The following is a 16580-nucleotide window of genomic DNA, read 5'->3' on the forward strand; positions in this document are numbered from 1 at the left end:
TTGCCCATAAAACGGGCTTCAGAGGGGTCAAATCACCGAAAACAAGCCTGTGGAGCGGGGACATGGCGGTTTAACCCTTGAGGGTCTGCTCCAAAACGTGGAGTTGCTGGTTCAACTCGGTCATTTGCTGACGTTCCGAACCAATTTTGCGCACAGCGTGCAACACCGTGGTGTGGTCGCGTCCGCCAAACAGCTCGCCGATCTCGGGCAGACTTTTTTGCGTCATTTCTTTGGCGAGGTACATGGCGATCTGGCGCGGGCGCGCAATGCTAGCGGGGCGCTTTTTGCTGTACATGTCGGCGACCTTGATCTTGTAGTAGTCGGCCACCGTTTTCTGGATGTTTTCAACACTGATCTGGCGGTTTTGAATCGACAGCAAATCGCGCAGAGCATCACGGGCCAGCTGGATCGAGATGTCTTTTTGGTTGAAGCGTGAATAGGCCAGGATTTTGCGCAGCGCGCCTTCGAGCTCGCGCACGTTAGAGCGCACGTTTTTGGCCACAAAAAACGCCACTTCCTCGGGCATTTCGCTGCCTTCGCTGATGGCTTTGTTGATCAAAATGGCCACCCGCATCTCCAGCTCGGGCGGCTCCATGGCCACCGTGAGGCCCGAGTCAAAGCGTGAAACCAGGCGCTCGTGAATGTCGGCCAAGCCCTTGGGGTAGGTGTCGCTGGTCATCACGATGTGTGATTTTTTGGCCAGCAGGGCCTCAAAGGCGTTGAAAAACTCTTCTTGCGTGCGGTCTTTGTTGGCAAAGAACTGGACATCGTCAATCAGCAGCAAATCGAGCGAGTGGTAGTGGTGCTTGAACTCGTCAAAAGTCTTGCGCTGGTAGGCTTTAACCACATCCGACACAAACTGTTCAGCATGGATGTACAAAACCTTGGCTTCAGGCCGGTCGGCCAGCAGTTTGTTGCCGATGGCGTGCATGAGGTGGGTCTTGCCCAAACCCACGCCGCCATAGATGAACAAGGGGTTGTACAGATGACCCGGCGAACCCGACACATGCATGGCCGCGGCACGCGCCATGCGGTTGGCGGTACCTTCGACCAGGTTGTCGAAATTCAAGGCACTGTTGAGGCGATTGCGAAAAGGATTGGCGACCGCATCGTCGGCAGCAACAGCCAAAGTCACCGGCATGTCCATAGAGGAAGGTGTTGAGGCTTTTGCAGGCCTGATGCCACCTTCACGCTGAGTGATCGCTAACTCAAGTTTGACGGGGTGGCCTTGCAGGTTTTCCAGCAAAGCGGACAAACGGCCCGCATATTGCGCACGAATCCAATCCAGCTTGAAACGGTTGGCCACATAAATGGTGACTGTTTGATGGTCTTTGGAGACCTGTGCCGTGAGCGGTTTGATCCAGGTGTTGAATTGCTGCTCTGGCAGCTCACGCGCCAAATCGTCGACGCAGGCTTGCCACAAAGATGGGCTTGGATCGGCCTGAAATTCCGGAGTCATTCCCTCGGTCATTGCGTACTTTTTTATTGTGGACAGAAGTGGTCACGATGCACGGAACGACGGGCTTTATCAAGAGCTTATCCACATGCTGTATCGGAAAGAAAGTTCATCATAAACCACATCCAAGCCTGAACACTCCGGACACACCCTGATGGACAAAAATACAGTTTGTTTGCCGCGGGCCTGAAAGTTTGCGATAATCTTGGGTTTCGCCCAAAGCTGATTCATGGCATTGGGCACAAAGGAAGAGTTATGAAACGCACCTACCAACCATCCAAGACACGTCGCGCCCGTACCCACGGCTTTCTGGTTCGCATGAAAACACGCGGCGGCCGCGCTGTGATCAATGCACGCCGCGCCAAGGGCCGCAAGCGCCTGGCTGTCTAATGACTGTTCAGCCGTCTGTTCGTGGCCAATCGCCACTTCGGGCGGTTGCAATCGGGGCATGGCCATCGTGCAGCGTTTAAAGACACGCCCACAGTTTCAGGCTGCCCTGGCGGGTGGTACGGTCTCTCGGACAGCGCATTTTGCCTTGCACCGCTTGAACTTGTCCAAGCCCACAGACAACCCATCGGCCCCCGCCGAACTCATCGGGCCTGCACCCTCACCGGAGCAGGCCCTTTTTGACTTGTCTGGCGTCTGGCTAGGCGCCATGGTGCCCAAGCGCTGGGCGCGTCGCGCTGTGACCCGCAACGCCATCAAAAGGCAGATCTACAACGTGAGCGAACGCTTTGGCGATCGCTTGCCTGTGGCTGCACACGTGGTGCGTTTGCGCACCACGTTTGACCGCAAGTTGTTCATCAGCGCCACGTCTGACCAACTCAAGTTGGCGGTGCGCCTTGAGCTTGAACAGCTTTTTGAACGCGCAGCGCTCAAGCCCACTCCACCAAAGGACGCCACATGATCGTTCAGCGCCTTTTGATGGGTGTGGTGCGCGGTTACCGCTTGCTGCTCAGCCCTTGGCTGGGCTCATCTTGCAGGTTCGAGCCCACTTGTTCTGCCTATGCTTTGGACGCCTTGTCATCGCACGGCGCCGCTGCGGGCAGCTACCTGACTTTGCACCGTTTGGTGCGGTGCAGCCCTTGGTGCAAGGGCGGCCATGACCCTGTTCCCACGCAAGCGCCTCGCTTGTTCTCTGCTTTGTTTCCCCCTACGTCGTCAAAGAAGACCCCATGAACGATATCCGTCGCACCATCCTTTGGGTGATTTTTGGTTTTTCCCTGGTTCTGCTTTGGGACCAATGGCAACTGCACAACGGGAAAAAAGCCACCTTTTTCCCCAAGCCTGAAATAGCCGCACCGGCTCCCGCGCCTGCTGCAGGCGCCGCGCCCGCCTCGGCCACCACCGGCGCCAACGCATTGCCCACGGCCACGGCCACGGCGACGGCGCCAGCAGCGGCATCGCCAGGACAGGTGCCCACATCGGCATCCAGCCCCACGGCTGCTGCCCGTGAAAAAATCGAGATCGAAACCGACGTGCTCAAACTCAGCTTTGACACCGAGGGCGGCTCCTTGGTGCGCAACGAGTTCACCAAGCACCTCGACTTGGTGGATCCCAAGAAGAACATGGTGCTGCTGGACCAAAGCAGCAGCCGCGTTTACATGGCGCAAACCGGCTTGATTGGTGGGGACTTCCCAACCCACAAGACCCCCATGAGTTTCAGCGGCGAGCGCAAACTCAAAGATGGCCAAGATGAATTAACGGTTCGTTTTGAATCGGCCGACATCAACGGCGTGCAGCTCATCAAAACCTACACACTCAAACGCGGCAGCCACGTCATCGGCGTCAAGCACGATGTGGTGAACAAAGGCAGCGTGCCTGTGTCGCCGCAGCTGTACATGCAATTGGTGCGCGATGGCAACAAACCCGAGGGCGAGTCGGCTTTTTACTTCACCTTCACCGGGCCGGCCATTTATACCGAAGCCAAAAAATACCAAAAGCTGGAGTTTTCCGACATCGAAAAGAACAAGGGCGAGTTCGAAAAATCCTCTCCCAATGGTTACGTGGCCATGGTGCAGCACTACTTTGCCAGCGCTTGGTTGTTGCCTGAAGGCATTCAGCGCGAAAACTTTGCCCGCAAGGTTGACACCAACCTGTACGCCGTGGGCATGATCACGCCGTTTGCAGAGTTGGCCCCAGGACAGAGCCGCAGCATCAGCAACCAGCTGTTCAGCGGTCCACAAGAAGAAAAAGTCCTCGAAGCTTTGAGCCCCGGCCTGGACTTGGTGAAGGACTATGGCTGGTTGGCCATGCTGTCCAAGCCTTTGTACTGGTTGCTGGATCAGCTGCACAGCGTGCTGCAAAACTGGGGCTGGTCCATCGTCGCCCTGGTGCTGTTGATCAAGATCGCGTTCTATTGGCTCAATGCCAAGGCCTACTCCAGCATGGCCAAGATGAAGGCCATCAACCCCAAGATCATGGAAATGCGCGAGCGTCTGAAAAACAATCCGCAGCAAATGCAGCAGGAGATGATGAAGATTTACCGCGAAGAAAAAGTCAACCCCATGGGTGGCTGCTTCCCGATCATGGTTCAGATTCCGGTTTTCATTGCGCTGTACTGGGTGTTGTTGTCCAGCGTCGAAATGCGCAATGCCCCATGGCTGGGCTGGATTCAGGACTTGGCCGCACCCGATCCTTACTTCATCTTGCCGCTGATCATGACGCTGACAACTTTGCTGCAAACAGCATTGAACCCCGCGCCACCCGATCCGATGCAAGCCAAATTGATGTGGATGATGCCGCTGATTTTCTCGGTCATGTTCTTCTTCTTCCCGTCTGGCTTGGTGCTGTACTGGATCACGAACAACATCTTGTCGATTGCTCAGCAGTGGATGATCAACACCCGCATGGGCGTGCCGCCACAGTTCAACTTGCCGAAGTTCAAGTAAGCACCACCCCACCCCAAGGGCCGCGCAAGCGGCCTTTTTTTGCTTCACCCCGCCCAAGATCACCAAGACCGCCATGCTCGCCAGACACCAAGAACCCATCGTCGCCATCGCCACCGCTCCCGGTCGCGGTGCCGTGGGCATCGTGCGGGTATCAGGCCACGATTTGAACCCCTTGATTCAGGCCTTGTGTGGCCGCACGCTCAAGCCGCGAGAGGCGACGTATTTGCCCTTTGCCGATGCCGATCGCAGCCCGATTGACCATGGCTTGGCGCTGTATTTTGTGGCCCCGCACTCATTCACGGGCGAAGACGTGCTGGAGCTGCAAGCGCATGGCGGGCCTGTGGTTTTGCAACTGTTGGTGGCGCGGTGTTTGCAAGCAGCGGCCGAAGTGGACCCGACCACAGGTCGGCCGCGTTTGGCCGGCTTGCGCGTGGCGCAACCCGGCGAGTTTTCTGAGCGCGCTTTTTTGAACGACAAGATCGACTTGGCCCAAGCCGAAGCGATTGCCGACCTGATCGACGCCAGCACCGAAGCTGCGGCACGCAGCGCCAGCCGGTCTTTGGCGGGCGATTTCTCCAAAGAGATCCATGTGCTGCGCGATGCGCTGATTCACCTGCGCATGCTGGTGGAGGCCACGCTGGATTTTCCGGAAGAAGAGATCGACTTTTTGCAAAAGGCCGATGCACATGGACAACTGAACCGACTGCAGGCGGCCTTGGCCACGGTGCTGGGCAAAGCCCAACAAGGCGCACTGCTGCGCGAAGGCATCAAGGTGGTGATTGCAGGCCAGCCCAATGCCGGCAAGAGTTCGCTGCTCAACGCATTGGCCGGGGCTGAATTGGCCATCGTCACGCCGATTGCGGGCACCACGCGCGATGTGGTGCAGCAAACCATTCAGATTGAAGGCGTGCCGCTGCATGTGATTGACACGGCCGGACTGCGCGAAGGCGCGGGCGTGGACGAGGTTGAGCAAATCGGCATTGCCCGCGCTTGGGGGCAAATCGACAATGCCGATGCGGTGCTGTTTTTGCACGACCTCACACGCGCGGGCCAGCCCGACTACGACCAAGCCGATGCCGACATCGATGCAGCCTTGAAGACACGACTGCCCACCAGCGTGACCGTGATCGACGTGTGGAACAAAGCCGACGCAGCGAGCAGCGCAAAAAAACGCACGGGCTTGACGCTGTCGGCCCGCACGGGAGAGGGCCTGCAAGCCCTGCGCCAGCAATTGCTGCAGCAAGCTGGCTGGCAACAAGCCAGCGAAGGCCTGTTCATGGCCCGGGAACGCCATGTGCAGGCCCTGCACAGGGTGCGCGAGCATTTGGAAATGGCCGATGCCCATTTGGCGGCGCAAGCGCAAAACCTCGACCTGCTGGCCGAAGAACTGCGCTTGGGCCAAAACGCACTCAATGAAATCACGGGCGAATTCAGCGCAGACGATTTGTTAGGCGTGATTTTTTCAAGCTTCTGCATTGGCAAATAAGCCCTGAGGGCTTGTGCCGCCCAGCGACCAGGGCACGCCCTGCACTGCCACCCAGCACCCAGCCGACCCTTGGGCTAGGGTTTGCGAGGGTGCGTCCCACTTATTTTTTATGCACAATTTAAAAATCATGCAAGAAATAGCCCCCAACACCACCGTCTCTGAGCAAGCCTTCCAAGCTTTGCGTCTGGACGTTTTGTCAGGACGTCACATCCCGGAAAGCAAGCTCAAAGTGGACGCTCTACAGCAGCAATACGGCTTTTCCAGCAGCCCGCTGCGCGAGGCTCTGAACCGTTTGGTGCAAGAAGGGTTGGTCACAGCGGACGAGCGTCGCGGCTTTCGGGTGGCCGCCATGTCGCCAGAGGATCTGGCCGACATCACCAAAATGCGCCTGCTGCTGGACGTGACCGCGCTGCACGAATCGATCCAACACGGCGATGATGCATGGGAAGCGAACATTGTGGCGAGCTTTCACCGCCTCGAAAAAATCGAGTCCCGCCTGCCGCAAGGGCCGGTGGTGCTCGATGCCGAATGGAGCCAGCGCCACCGGGACTTTCACATGTCCCTGATCGCCGCCTGCCCCTCGGAGCGCCAACTGACCTGGAGCATGAGCCTGTTTGACCAAGCCGAGCGCTATCGGCACTTTGCAGCACGCAACCGAACCGTGCTCAAAAAGAAAGACGCCGAGCACCGCGCCCTGATGAAGGCCGTGGTGCGGCGCGATGCAGCCACCGCCGCCCAAATGCTGAGCGAACACATTGCCAGCACGCAAACCAATGTGCTGGCTGCTTTTGCATTGATGCAAAAAAATCGCACCTGATTTTTAACCTTCAACCCAAAGACCACATGCTGCAAGTCACAAAACCCACCCCTTCTCACTTCGGCATCTATGTTTGGGATGTCGACAAAATGGTGCACTTTTACACCTCGGTTTTTGGCATGGTTGTCAATGACCGAGGGGTCGGCAAAACCTTCAAAGCCCCCTTGGTTTTTTTGAGCTCGACACCCGACCAGCACCATCAGTTGGTCATCGCGGGTGGGCGTCCGCCAGAGGCCACCTTCAGCACGGTGATGCAACTGTCCTTTGCGGTGCCCTCCATCCAGTCACTGCGCGATTTACGGGACAAAGCCATGGCCTTGGGCGCCACCAAGGTGATGCCCATGAACCACGGCAATGCCTTGTCGGTTTACTTTGCGGACCCAGAGGGCAACACGGTCGAAACCTACATCGACATGCCCTTTTACATCTCTCAACCACACGGTGATCCGCTCGACCTGAGCCAAGACGACGCCACCATCCTGCGCGAAACCGAAGCGATTTGCCGCAGTGACCCCAGTTTCATGCCCATTGACCAATGGCAAGCGCAATTCGCCCAAAAAATCTCAATCACTTCACCCAAGGAACTTCCATGAAATTACTCTCCTTCGTTCACCAAGGCCGCGAAACCTGGGGTGCCGTGACAGGCCCCGACACCGTGGTGGATCTGGGCAAAGCCATGCCGCAATTTGCCACACTGACGGACTACATTGCCTCGGGCGCTTACTTGCAGGCGCAGCACGATGCGGCCCAGCAAAAGACGTCGATTGCCATGGCCAACATCACGTTTTTGCCGGTCATTCCCAAGCCGGAAAAAATTGTGTGTGCTGTGCGCAACTACATGGACCACCACCAAGAAGTTTTGGCTGCAGGCATGCACCGCGAACTGTCTGAAGAGCCGCCTATTTTCCTGCGCGTTTGGCGCTCACAAGTGGCGCACGGTCAGCCCATCATTTGCCCCAAGGTCTCTGGCTCACTCGACTGGGAAGGCGAGTTGGCCGTGATCATCGGCAAAGAGGGCCGCAACATTGCTGAAGCCGATGCCTTTGACCATGTGGCGGGCTACTCTTGCTACAACGACGGCAGCATCCGCGAGTGGCAATTTCACGCCAAGCAAATCGCATCGGGCAAAAACTTCGAGTCCACCGGCGGCTTTGGCCCCTGGATGGTCACCGCTGACGAAATCGCCCCCAACCAAGAACTGAAGCTGATCACGCGCTTGAATGGTGAAGTGGTGCAATCGAGCCACACCGGTCACATGATCTTTCCGATCGCCAAACTCATCAGCTATGCCTCGACCATCTTCACGCTGGTGCCTGGCGACGTGATCGCCACCGGTACGCCTGCGGGTGTGGGCTGGAGCCGCAAGCCGCAATGGTTCATGAAACCTGGCGATGTGTGCGAGGTCGAGATCGAAGGCATCGGCACCTTGGTCAACCCCATCGCCGCTCAAGCCTGAGGGCCAGCCTGACCATGAAAGCGATCCAAGTCCATGTGACTGGCGGACCCGAAAACCTGCTGGAAGTGAACCTTCCGGAGCCGGTGACTGGTCGCGGGCAGGTTCGCGTCAAGGCCTGCACCATTGGGGTAGGCCGCCCCGATGTGCTGCTGCGCAAAGGCATCTACAAGTGGATGCCGCCACTGCCGGCCATTCCAGGCGGTGAGCTGGCCGGTGTGGTGGATGCAGTGGGTGAAGGGGTGACTCAGTGGCGGGCTGGTGACCGCGTTTTGGTCAGCGCCCGAGAGTTAACACAACGGGGCGGCTGCTACGCAGAAGCCATCGTGGTCCCCGAAGAAGCCCCCTACCGCTTGCCCGACACCGTCTCGTTCGACGATGCGGTGAGTCTGCCCAATTTGCAATTGGCTTTGGCACTCCTGCAGATCGCAGGCCCCATCGCTTCACAAACGCCGCATGTGTTGATCACCGGGGCTTCGGGCGGCGTGGCGGGCATGCTGTGCCAAGTGGCCAAACTCCAAGGCTTTGTCACGATAGGCACCAGCAGAAGCCGTGACAAAGCTGCGTTTGCTTTGACCCATGGCTTTGACCACGTCATTTGCACCGACGACGAAGCACCCCATGAGCGCCTTGATCACATCACCCATGGCCAGGGCTTGAATCTGGTGTTTGACCACTTGGGCGGGCAAAGTCTGATCGATGGTCTCAAGAGCTTGGCACCGTTTGGCACGCTGGTGTCTTACAACATCGTGCAAGGCTTGCCCACCGAAGACACCTTCCAGGTGATGCGCCAATTGCTGGAAAAAAGCTTGGCCATCCGGTGTTTTTCCATGCACACCTTTGACGCAGACCAAGGCACGCGACGCGGACTGATGAACGAGGCCATTGCGCTCTTGGCGCAGCAGCGCATCCGCTTGACGCCCCCTCAAATTTTCAAGCTCAGCGAGGTCCAAAAAACCCATCGCTTGCTCGACCAAGGACTTGTGAGTGGCAAGCTGGTCATGCACCCATGACCCTCAGCTGAACCCCTGTATTCGACAGTGATACTTTTATAACCAGGAGACAACCATGATTCGCCGACAACTTCTCGCCACTTTGACCCTCACCGCCTTGGCGCTGCCAGGCGTCGCGCTGGCACAAGCCTATCCAGACCGCCCCATCAAGGTCATGCAGGGCTTTGCCCCAGGCGGCAACGCCGACAACATCGCCCGCACTGTGGGGCTGGAAATGGGCAAGGGCTTGGGTCAAAACATCGTGGTCGAAGCCCAAGCCGGCGCAGGGGGCACCATTGCGGCCACCACCGTCGCCAAGTCCAGGCCCGATGGCTACACCTTGTTGTTGGCCACAGGCGGTCACGCAGTGGCTGGCGCTTTGTACAACAACTTGGCTTACCGCACGGTACAAGACTTTGAGATGGTCAGCACCATCACTTACTTCCCGTTCTTGGTGGTCGTTCCGGCCAACAGCAAGTACCCCAGCCTGTCGGCCTTGTTGGCCGCAGCCAGAGCCAACCCCACCGAGGTGAGCTACGGCACCGCCGGTATCGGCTCCACGCACCATTTGGCCGGCGAGTTGCTCGCCAGCATGTCCAAAACACAGCTGCTGCATGTGCCCTTCCGGGGCGACTCGGCCTCACTCACATCGTTGCTGGGCGGCGAAATCCCGATGATCATTGCCCCGCCCACGGCGGTGATGGCCAATATCAAATCTGGCAAGCTTCGCGCCATTGCCACCACCGGTCCCCAGCGCTGGCAAGGTCTGCCCGATGTGCCCACCGTGTCTGAGCAAGGGGTGGCGGGTTACGACGTGCAATCTTGGGCTGGTTTGATGGCGCCTGCAGGCACACCCAAACCCATCGTTGACCGCCTGAACGCCGAGTTGCAAAAAGCGCTTTTGGTGCCCGCGGTGAAAACGCGGCTGGAAGACATGGGCGGCGATGTCCGCGGAAGCTCCTCGGAAGAGATGCGGAGCATGGTGGCCACACAAACCCAAAAATGGATTCAAGTGGTGAACGACGCCAAAATCCCGAAAAACTAAGCCTCCCGGTGGGTCATGGTCGCCTTGTGCATAGGCTTGCACGCTGATGCATGCTCTGCCCCAAGGCCCCTTGCTCGCCTTTTTTGAAAGTTCCATATGTCATTGATTCAAATCCGCAAACGAAGCCTCACCATCGAAACCACTTACCACGAAGGGGGTCCGGTGACCGATCAGCCTTTGAAACTGGCTGCTGCGTGTGCCGTCATTCAAAACCCCTACGCAGGCACCTACACGCCGGACCTCATGCCTTTCATGGCCGAACTCCGTTCGCTGGGCACGCTGCTGGCCCAAGAGTTGATTGACACCTTGGGCAAAGACAACATCGAGGTTTACAGCAAAGCGGCCATCGTGGGGGTCAATGGCGAAATGGAACACGGTGCCGTCTGGCATGAGGCCGGTGGCTGGGCCATGCGGTCTTTGCTGGGCGACCCCAAAGCCATCGTGCCGGCCAGCAAAGCCGTGGCCAGTGCAGGCTACCGCATCATGGTGCCCGTGCATTACATCCACGCTTGCTATGTGCGCAGCCACTTCAACAGCATGGAAGTGGGCATTCAGGATGCGCCGCGCCCCAATGAGATTTTGTTTGCGCTGGTGATGGGCACGGGCGGTCGTGTTCATTCCAGACTGGGTGGATTGACCGTGGACAAGGTCTCTGTGCACGATGGCCAACGGTGATGCCACTCATCCCATCCTGACCCCCGAGCAAGACGCTTTTTTGCGCGAACGCTCGGACTGGATGGGCGCATATCTGGTGCTGCATGCCTGGGGCATGGTTGCGCTGGCCATGGCATTTTTTGTGGCTTGGCCCAACCCCTTGAGCTTCATCGTTGCCGTGATCGTCATCGGCGGCAGGCAGCTCGGCATGGCCATTTTGATGCACGATGCGGCGCACCGCGCCCTTTTCAAAAACACCTGGCTCAATGACAAGTTGGGGGCGTTCTTGTGCGGCTGGCCTGTGGGAGCGAGCCTCACGCTGTACCGGCCCTATCACCTGAGCCACCACCGCCACACCCAGCAACCGGAAGACCCCGACCTGATTTTGTCGGCCCCCTTTCCCATTACCCGTCAGAGCTTTTGGCGCAAGATGCGGCGCGACATCTTGGGCATCACCGGCTACCAACGGCGCATGGAATTTTTCCGCATGGAAATGGGCGATGACCCGAAGCCTTGGCAACGCCTGAATAAACTGATGGCAGCAGAAAAGTACTTTTTTGTCAGTAATGTTCTCATCTTCGCGGTCACCGCCGCAGCCGGTGTGTGGTGGGCGTACTTTGCCTTATGGCTGCTGCCCTTACTGACTTGGTACCAAGTGATCAGCCGGGTGCGCAACATCGCCGAGCATGCGGTGGTGGGCGACAACCATGACCGCTTGCGCAACACGCGCACCACCCTGACCCATTGGGGCATGCGCATGGTGCTGGCACCTTATTGGGTCAACTACCACCTGGAACACCATCTGTTTGTGTTCACCCCATGCTGGAAGTTGCCTGCGGCCCACCGCATGCTGATTGAGCAAGGCTTGGGGCCACGAATGGAGCTGGCCACCGGTTATGTGCAGGTGCTGCGCTTGGCCACCAGCAAAAAAAATGACCCTGGCGATACCGGTGGCACACCGTCACAGCGCAAGGGCGCCGCACTGATTTGAAGCATTTTGCGCAAGGAGATGGCGCCAGCCTGTCAGGCTCACGCAAGTCCAGTCGCTTAAGGGACATGCATTCGGGATAACCATGTAACGCGGTTTTTGAACGGGTCACAGAATGCGCACCAAGACATTTTTCTTTTTCCCGTCCTGGTGCAAGACGCAATGGCTGATGAAATCATTCTCGAAACCCGCGAGCTCATCAAAGAGTTCAAAGGGTTTGTGGCTGTCAACGACGTCAATCTCAAGGTTAGACGCGGCGAAATCCACGCACTGATTGGCCCCAACGGTGCCGGTAAGACCACGGTCTTCAATTTGCTGACCAAGTTCTTGATTCCCACCCGTGGACAGATCCTGTTCAACGGCCGCGACATCACCGGCGAACGGTCTGCACAGATTGCCCGTCGCGGCATCGTGCGGTCATTCCAAATCTCTGCCACGTTCCCCAATCTCTCGGTGATTGAAAACGTGCGCATCGCCTTGCAACGCGGGGCCGGCATGTCCATGCAGTTCTGGCGCTCAGAACGTGTCTTGGACAGCCTGAACGACCGCGCCATGCAACTGCTGGCCGAAGTTGACCTGCAAGACATGTCGCATTTGATGGCGGTCGAACTCCCTTATGGCCGCAAGCGCGCCCTTGAAATTGCCACCACCTTGGCCATGGAGCCCGAGCTGATGCTGCTGGACGAGCCCACGCAGGGCATGGGCCACGAAGATGTGGACCGCGTCACGCAGCTGATCAAAAAAGTCGGCGCCAACCGCACCATTTTGATGGTCGAACACAACATGAACGTGGTCTCCAAGATCGCGGACACCATCAGCGTCTTGCAACGCGGTCAAGTGATTGCCGAAGGGCCTTACGCGGTGGTTTCTCAAAATCCTCAAGTGCTCGAGGCCTATATGGGCACGGCCGAAAACCAGTTGGAGGGGGCCCATGGCTGAGCCCAAAGAATTTCTGCGCATCAGCGACCTGCACGCCTGGTATGGCGAGTCACACATCCTGCATGGTGTGAACCTGACCGTCAACGAAGGCGAAGTGGTCACCCTGCTGGGCCGCAACGGTGCGGGGCGCACCACCACCATCAAATCCATCTTGGGTTTGGTGGGCAGGCGCACCGGCCAGATCACCATCAACGGCACCGAGTCGGTCAACATGGCGCCGCACCAAATTGCCAAACTGGGCATTGGTTACTGCCCTGAAGAGCGCGGCATTTTTGCGTCCCTGACCTGCGAAGAAAACCTGATGCTGCCACCCGTCATCGCTGAAGGTGGCATGGGTCTGGACGAAATTTACGAGATGTTCCCCAACTTGGCAGAGCGCAAAAACAGCCCCGGCACGCGCCTGTCGGGCGGCGAGCAGCAGATGTTGGCTGTGGGGCGCATCTTGCGCACCGGCGCCCGCTTTTTGCTGCTGGACGAAATCTCAGAGGGCTTGGCCCCGGTCATCGTGCAGGCTTTGGCCCGCATGATCCGTTCACTCAAGGCCAAGGGCTACACCATCATCATGGTGGAGCAAAACTTCCGCTTTGCAGCACCGCTGGCCGACCGTTTTTATGTGATGGAGCATGGGCAAATCGTTGAGGGCTTCACCTCGGCCGAGTTGCCCAACAAGATGAGCATGCTCAGTGAGTACCTCGGCGTCTGATTTTTTATTTTTAAACCAGGAGATAACACCATGAAACGCAAACTTCTCACCATCGCCGCAGCCGCGGCCTGCGCCTTCGGCGGAGCCGCCCAAGCCCAGATCTCTGACGGCACGGTCAAGATCGGCGTGTTGAACGACATGTCCGGCCTGTACTCCGACATCACTGGCCCCGGCTCTTTGCTGGCGGCCCGCATGGCGGTCGAAGACTATGTCAAGGCCACCGGCTCCAAACTCAAAATTGAGGTCATCGGTGCTGACCACCAAAACAAGCCCGATGTGGGCTCCAACATTGCCCGCCAGTGGTTTGACACCGACAAGGTCGACATGATCGCCGACGTGCCCACGTCTTCCGTGGGTTTGGCTGTGGCAGCCATCGCCCGCGAAAAAGGCAAGTTGCACGTGAATGCCGGATCGGCCACATCTGATCTGACTGGCAAGGCTTGCAATGCCAACACCATCCACTGGGCCTATGACACGTACATGCTGGCCAACGGCACCGGCAAGGCGATCGTCAAAAACGGTGGCAACACCTGGTTCTTCTTGACCGCTGACTATGCTTTCGGCCACGCCCTGGAGCGCGATACCGAAGCTGTTGTGACCAAGAACGGTGGCAAAGTGGTGGGCAAAGTGCGCACGCCTTTCCCGACACAAGATTTCTCCTCGTTCTTGCTGCAAGCGCAAGCCTCCAAAGCCAAGATCATTGGCTTGGCCAACGCCGGTGGTGACACCACCAACTCGATCAAGCAAGCCGCCGAATTCGGCATCGTTCGTGGTGGTCAAAACCTGGCGGGTCTGTTGGTGTTTTTGCCTGACGTCCACTCCCTGGGTTTGAATGTGGCCCAAGGCCTGATGTTGACCGAGACCTTCTATTGGGACTTGAACGACCAGACTCGCGCATGGTCACGCCGCTTTGCCACTGCCAACAGCGGCAAGATGCCTTCCATGGTGCAAGCGGGTGTTTATTCCAGCGTGATCCACTACTTGAAGGCCGTTGAAGCCGCCAAGACCGATGACGGCACCAAAGTGGCCGCCAAGATGAAAGAGCTGCCCACTGATGATCCCTTGTTTGGCAAGGGCGTTGTCCGTGCCGATGGCCGCAAGATTCACCCTGCCTACCTGTTTGAAGTCAAGAAGCCTTCGGAGTCCAAAGGCCCTTACGACTATTACAAGCTGGCAGCCACCATCCCGGCCAACGAGGCATTCCGCCCCTTGTCCGAGAGCGAGTGCCCACTCGTCAAGAAGTAATCCCACTGTTCTGAGCTAACCAAAGTCACCGCCATGGAAATTTTTGGCATTCCCTCCCAAGCCCTCTTTGGGCAATTGCTGATCGGACTGATCAACGGTTCGTTTTATGCGCTGCTCTCGCTGGGCCTGGCGGTGATCTTCGGCCTGCTCAACATCATCAACTTCACCCATGGCGCCCAGTACATGCTGGGCGCCTTTGTGGCCTACCTGGGCCTGCAAAAACTGGGGATGAATTACTGGGTCGCTCTGGTGGTCACACCCCTTGTGGTGGGGGCCACGGGCATGCTCATTGAGCGCACCATGCTCAAGCAACTCTACAAGCTGGACCACCTGTATGGTCTGCTCCTCACATTCGGATTGGCACTGATCATCCAGGGCTTGTTCCGACACGAATTTGGCTCCTCGGGTATGCCTTACCCCGTGCCCGAAGTCTTCAGGGGCGCGATCGATACCGGTTTCATGTTCTTGCCCAAATATCGGGCTTGGGTCATCGTCGCCTCTTTGGTGGTGTGTCTGGCCACTTGGTACGTGATTGAACGCACCAAGTTGGGCGCCTATTTGCGCGCCGCCACCGAAAACCCCAGCCTGGTGCAATCCTTTGGCATCAACGTGCCACGCATGATCACCTTGACCTATGGCTTCGGCGTGGGCTTGGCTGCTTTGGCCGGCGTCATGGCCGCGCCCATTTACCAAGTCAACCCCACCATGGGCGCCGACCTCATCATCGTGGTCTTCGCTGTGGTGGTGATTGGCGGCATGGGCTCGATCATGGGCGCCATCGTCACTGGATTTGGTTTGGGCCTTGTCGAAGGCCTGACCAAGGTCTTCTACCCCGAGGCCTCGGCCACCGTGATCTTTGTGATCATGACCATCGTTCTGCTCATCAAGCCCGCCGGCCTGTTCGGCACCCAGAAGTAAAGCCATGTCGAACTCTGCAATGACCACTGTGACCTCTGGTTCCTCCCGCTCGCACTGGGTAGCATTTGCCATCATGGTGCTGGCCCTTGCCATTGCCCCGATCTGGGTCTACCCGATCTTCTTGATGAAGGTGATGTGCTTTGCGCTGTTTGCTTGCGCCTTCAACTTGTTGCTGGGCTTTGGTGGCCTGCTGTCTTTTGGCCACGCCATGTTTTTGGGCACAGCCGGTTATGCGTCGGCGCATGCTGCCAAAGTCTGGGGCTTAACGCCCGAGTTGGCTGTACTTTTTGGCACGCTGTGCTCCACCGTGTTGGCCTATGTGGTGGGCTCTCTGGCGATTCGCCGCCAAGGCATTTACTTTGCGATGATCACCCTGGCTTTGGCCCAGATGATCTTCTTCTTCGCCTTGCAAGCCCCTTTCACCGGCGGTGAAGACGGCATCCAAAACGTGCCACGCGGTCACCTGTTTGGCCTGTTTGATCTGGCCGACAACACAAACATGTACATGTTTGTGTTCGCGATTTTCATCCTGGGTTTCTTGTTCGTCTGGCGCGTCATCCACTCACCGTTCGGTCAAATTCTGAAGGCCATCCGCGAGCACCAAGACCGTGCGACGTCTTTGGGCTACGACACCGACAAATTCAAACTGCTGGCCTTCGTCATCTCGGGTGCCATCGCGGGCACAGCGGGCGCGACCAAATCTCTGGTGTTCCAGTTGGCGTCTTTGACCGACGTGCACTGGTCGATGTCGGGGGAAGTGGTCCTGATGACACTGGTGGGCGGCATGGGCACTTTGTTTGGCCCCGTGGTCGGCGCCGCTGTGATCGTCAGCATGCAAAACTACCTGGCCCAACTGGGTGCCTGGGTCACCATCATTCAGGGTGTGATCTTCGTGGTGTGTGTGTTGGCCTTCCGGCGCGGCATCATTGGCGAAATTGCCAACTGGATCAAGAAACCCCTGTGACGCTGCGCTAAACACCCACTCAACACCCA

Annotated in this window: 18 protein-coding genes; 17 read left to right on the forward strand and 1 reads right to left on the reverse strand. The window is 57.9% G+C overall.

Annotation, left to right across the window (positions count from 1 at the left end; genetic code table 11):
• Positions 1-70: 70 nt before the first annotated feature.
• Positions 71-1459 carry a chromosomal replication initiator protein DnaA gene (gene dnaA, locus B472_RS08510; protein ID WP_040505905.1) on the reverse strand — a complete coding sequence of 463 codons (1389 nt, stop codon included), beginning with the start codon at positions 1457-1459 and terminating at the stop codon, positions 71-73.
• A gap of 252 nt (positions 1460-1711) precedes the next feature.
• Between dnaA and rpmH the strand changes: the two genes are divergently transcribed.
• The 17 genes from rpmH (at position 1712) to B472_RS08595 (ending at position 16551) form a co-directional block, all read left to right on the forward strand.
• Positions 1712-1846, forward strand: coding sequence for a 50S ribosomal protein L34 (gene rpmH / locus B472_RS08515; protein WP_005798102.1), 135 nt, complete (start codon positions 1712-1714; stop codon positions 1844-1846).
• Positions 1847-1913: 67 nt separating this feature from the next.
• Positions 1914-2363, forward strand: a complete 450-nt coding sequence (locus B472_RS08520; RefSeq protein ID WP_040505927.1) for a ribonuclease P protein component — start codon at positions 1914-1916, stop codon at positions 2361-2363.
• Positions 2360-2635 (forward strand): membrane protein insertion efficiency factor YidD, encoded by a 276-nt coding sequence (gene yidD / locus B472_RS08525; RefSeq protein WP_019426800.1) that lies wholly within the window; start codon positions 2360-2362, stop codon positions 2633-2635. The genes B472_RS08520 and yidD overlap by 4 nt, the downstream gene beginning before the upstream one ends.
• Positions 2632-4347 carry a membrane protein insertase YidC gene (yidC, locus tag B472_RS08530; protein WP_019426801.1) on the forward strand — a complete coding sequence of 572 codons (1716 nt, stop codon included), beginning with the start codon at positions 2632-2634 and terminating at the stop codon, positions 4345-4347. The genes yidD and yidC overlap by 4 nt, the downstream gene beginning before the upstream one ends.
• A 73-nt stretch (positions 4348-4420) precedes the next feature.
• The gene (gene mnmE, locus B472_RS08535; RefSeq protein WP_019426802.1) at positions 4421-5833 is read left to right on the forward strand and encodes a tRNA uridine-5-carboxymethylaminomethyl(34) synthesis GTPase MnmE; all 1413 of its coding nucleotides are present in this window, start codon (positions 4421-4423) and stop codon (positions 5831-5833) included.
• A gap of 127 nt (positions 5834-5960) precedes the next feature.
• Positions 5961-6650: a GntR family transcriptional regulator gene (locus B472_RS08540; RefSeq protein ID WP_238147415.1), complete on the forward strand. Its 690-nt coding sequence runs from the start codon at positions 5961-5963 to the stop codon at positions 6648-6650.
• A 26-nt stretch (positions 6651-6676) separates the two neighbouring features.
• Positions 6677-7243, forward strand: coding sequence for a VOC family protein (locus tag B472_RS08545; RefSeq protein WP_019426804.1), 567 nt, complete (start codon positions 6677-6679; stop codon positions 7241-7243).
• Positions 7240-8106: a fumarylacetoacetate hydrolase family protein gene (locus B472_RS08550; RefSeq protein WP_019426805.1), complete on the forward strand. Its 867-nt coding sequence runs from the start codon at positions 7240-7242 to the stop codon at positions 8104-8106. Before B472_RS08545 ends, B472_RS08550 begins: the two co-directional genes overlap by 4 nt.
• Before the next feature lie 14 nt (positions 8107-8120).
• Positions 8121-9116 (forward strand): zinc-binding dehydrogenase, encoded by a 996-nt coding sequence (locus B472_RS08555; protein ID WP_019426806.1) that lies wholly within the window; start codon positions 8121-8123, stop codon positions 9114-9116.
• Positions 9117-9171: 55 nt separating this feature from the next.
• Positions 9172-10140, forward strand: coding sequence for a tripartite tricarboxylate transporter substrate binding protein (locus tag B472_RS08560; RefSeq protein ID WP_019426807.1), 969 nt, complete (start codon positions 9172-9174; stop codon positions 10138-10140).
• Positions 10141-10236: 96 nt separating this feature from the next.
• On the forward strand, positions 10237-10815 hold the full coding sequence (locus B472_RS08565) for an amino acid synthesis family protein (protein ID WP_019426808.1): 579 nt from the start codon (positions 10237-10239) through the stop codon (positions 10813-10815).
• Positions 10802-11785: a fatty acid desaturase family protein gene (locus tag B472_RS08570; protein ID WP_019426809.1), complete on the forward strand. Its 984-nt coding sequence runs from the start codon at positions 10802-10804 to the stop codon at positions 11783-11785. The genes B472_RS08565 and B472_RS08570 overlap by 14 nt, the downstream gene beginning before the upstream one ends.
• Before the next feature lie 159 nt (positions 11786-11944).
• Complete coding sequence (locus tag B472_RS08575) at positions 11945-12721, forward strand: ABC transporter ATP-binding protein (RefSeq protein ID WP_019426810.1); 777 nt, start codon at positions 11945-11947, stop codon at positions 12719-12721.
• Positions 12714-13424 carry an ABC transporter ATP-binding protein gene (locus B472_RS08580; RefSeq protein ID WP_019426811.1) on the forward strand — a complete coding sequence of 237 codons (711 nt, stop codon included), beginning with the start codon at positions 12714-12716 and terminating at the stop codon, positions 13422-13424. The genes B472_RS08575 and B472_RS08580 overlap by 8 nt, the downstream gene beginning before the upstream one ends.
• A 30-nt stretch (positions 13425-13454) precedes the next feature.
• The gene (locus B472_RS08585) at positions 13455-14669 is read left to right on the forward strand and encodes an ABC transporter substrate-binding protein (protein WP_019426812.1); all 1215 of its coding nucleotides are present in this window, start codon (positions 13455-13457) and stop codon (positions 14667-14669) included.
• A gap of 33 nt (positions 14670-14702) precedes the next feature.
• Complete coding sequence (locus B472_RS08590; RefSeq protein ID WP_019426813.1) at positions 14703-15587, forward strand: branched-chain amino acid ABC transporter permease; 885 nt, start codon at positions 14703-14705, stop codon at positions 15585-15587.
• A 4-nt stretch (positions 15588-15591) separates the two neighbouring features.
• Entirely contained in the window at positions 15592-16551 is a 960-nt protein-coding gene (locus tag B472_RS08595; RefSeq protein ID WP_026039505.1) for a branched-chain amino acid ABC transporter permease, read from the forward strand.
• Positions 16552-16580: the final 29 nt, after the last annotated feature.

The organism is Limnohabitans sp. Rim28, assembly GCF_000293865.2.
GTDB lineage: Bacteria > Pseudomonadota > Gammaproteobacteria > Burkholderiales > Burkholderiaceae_C > Limnohabitans_A.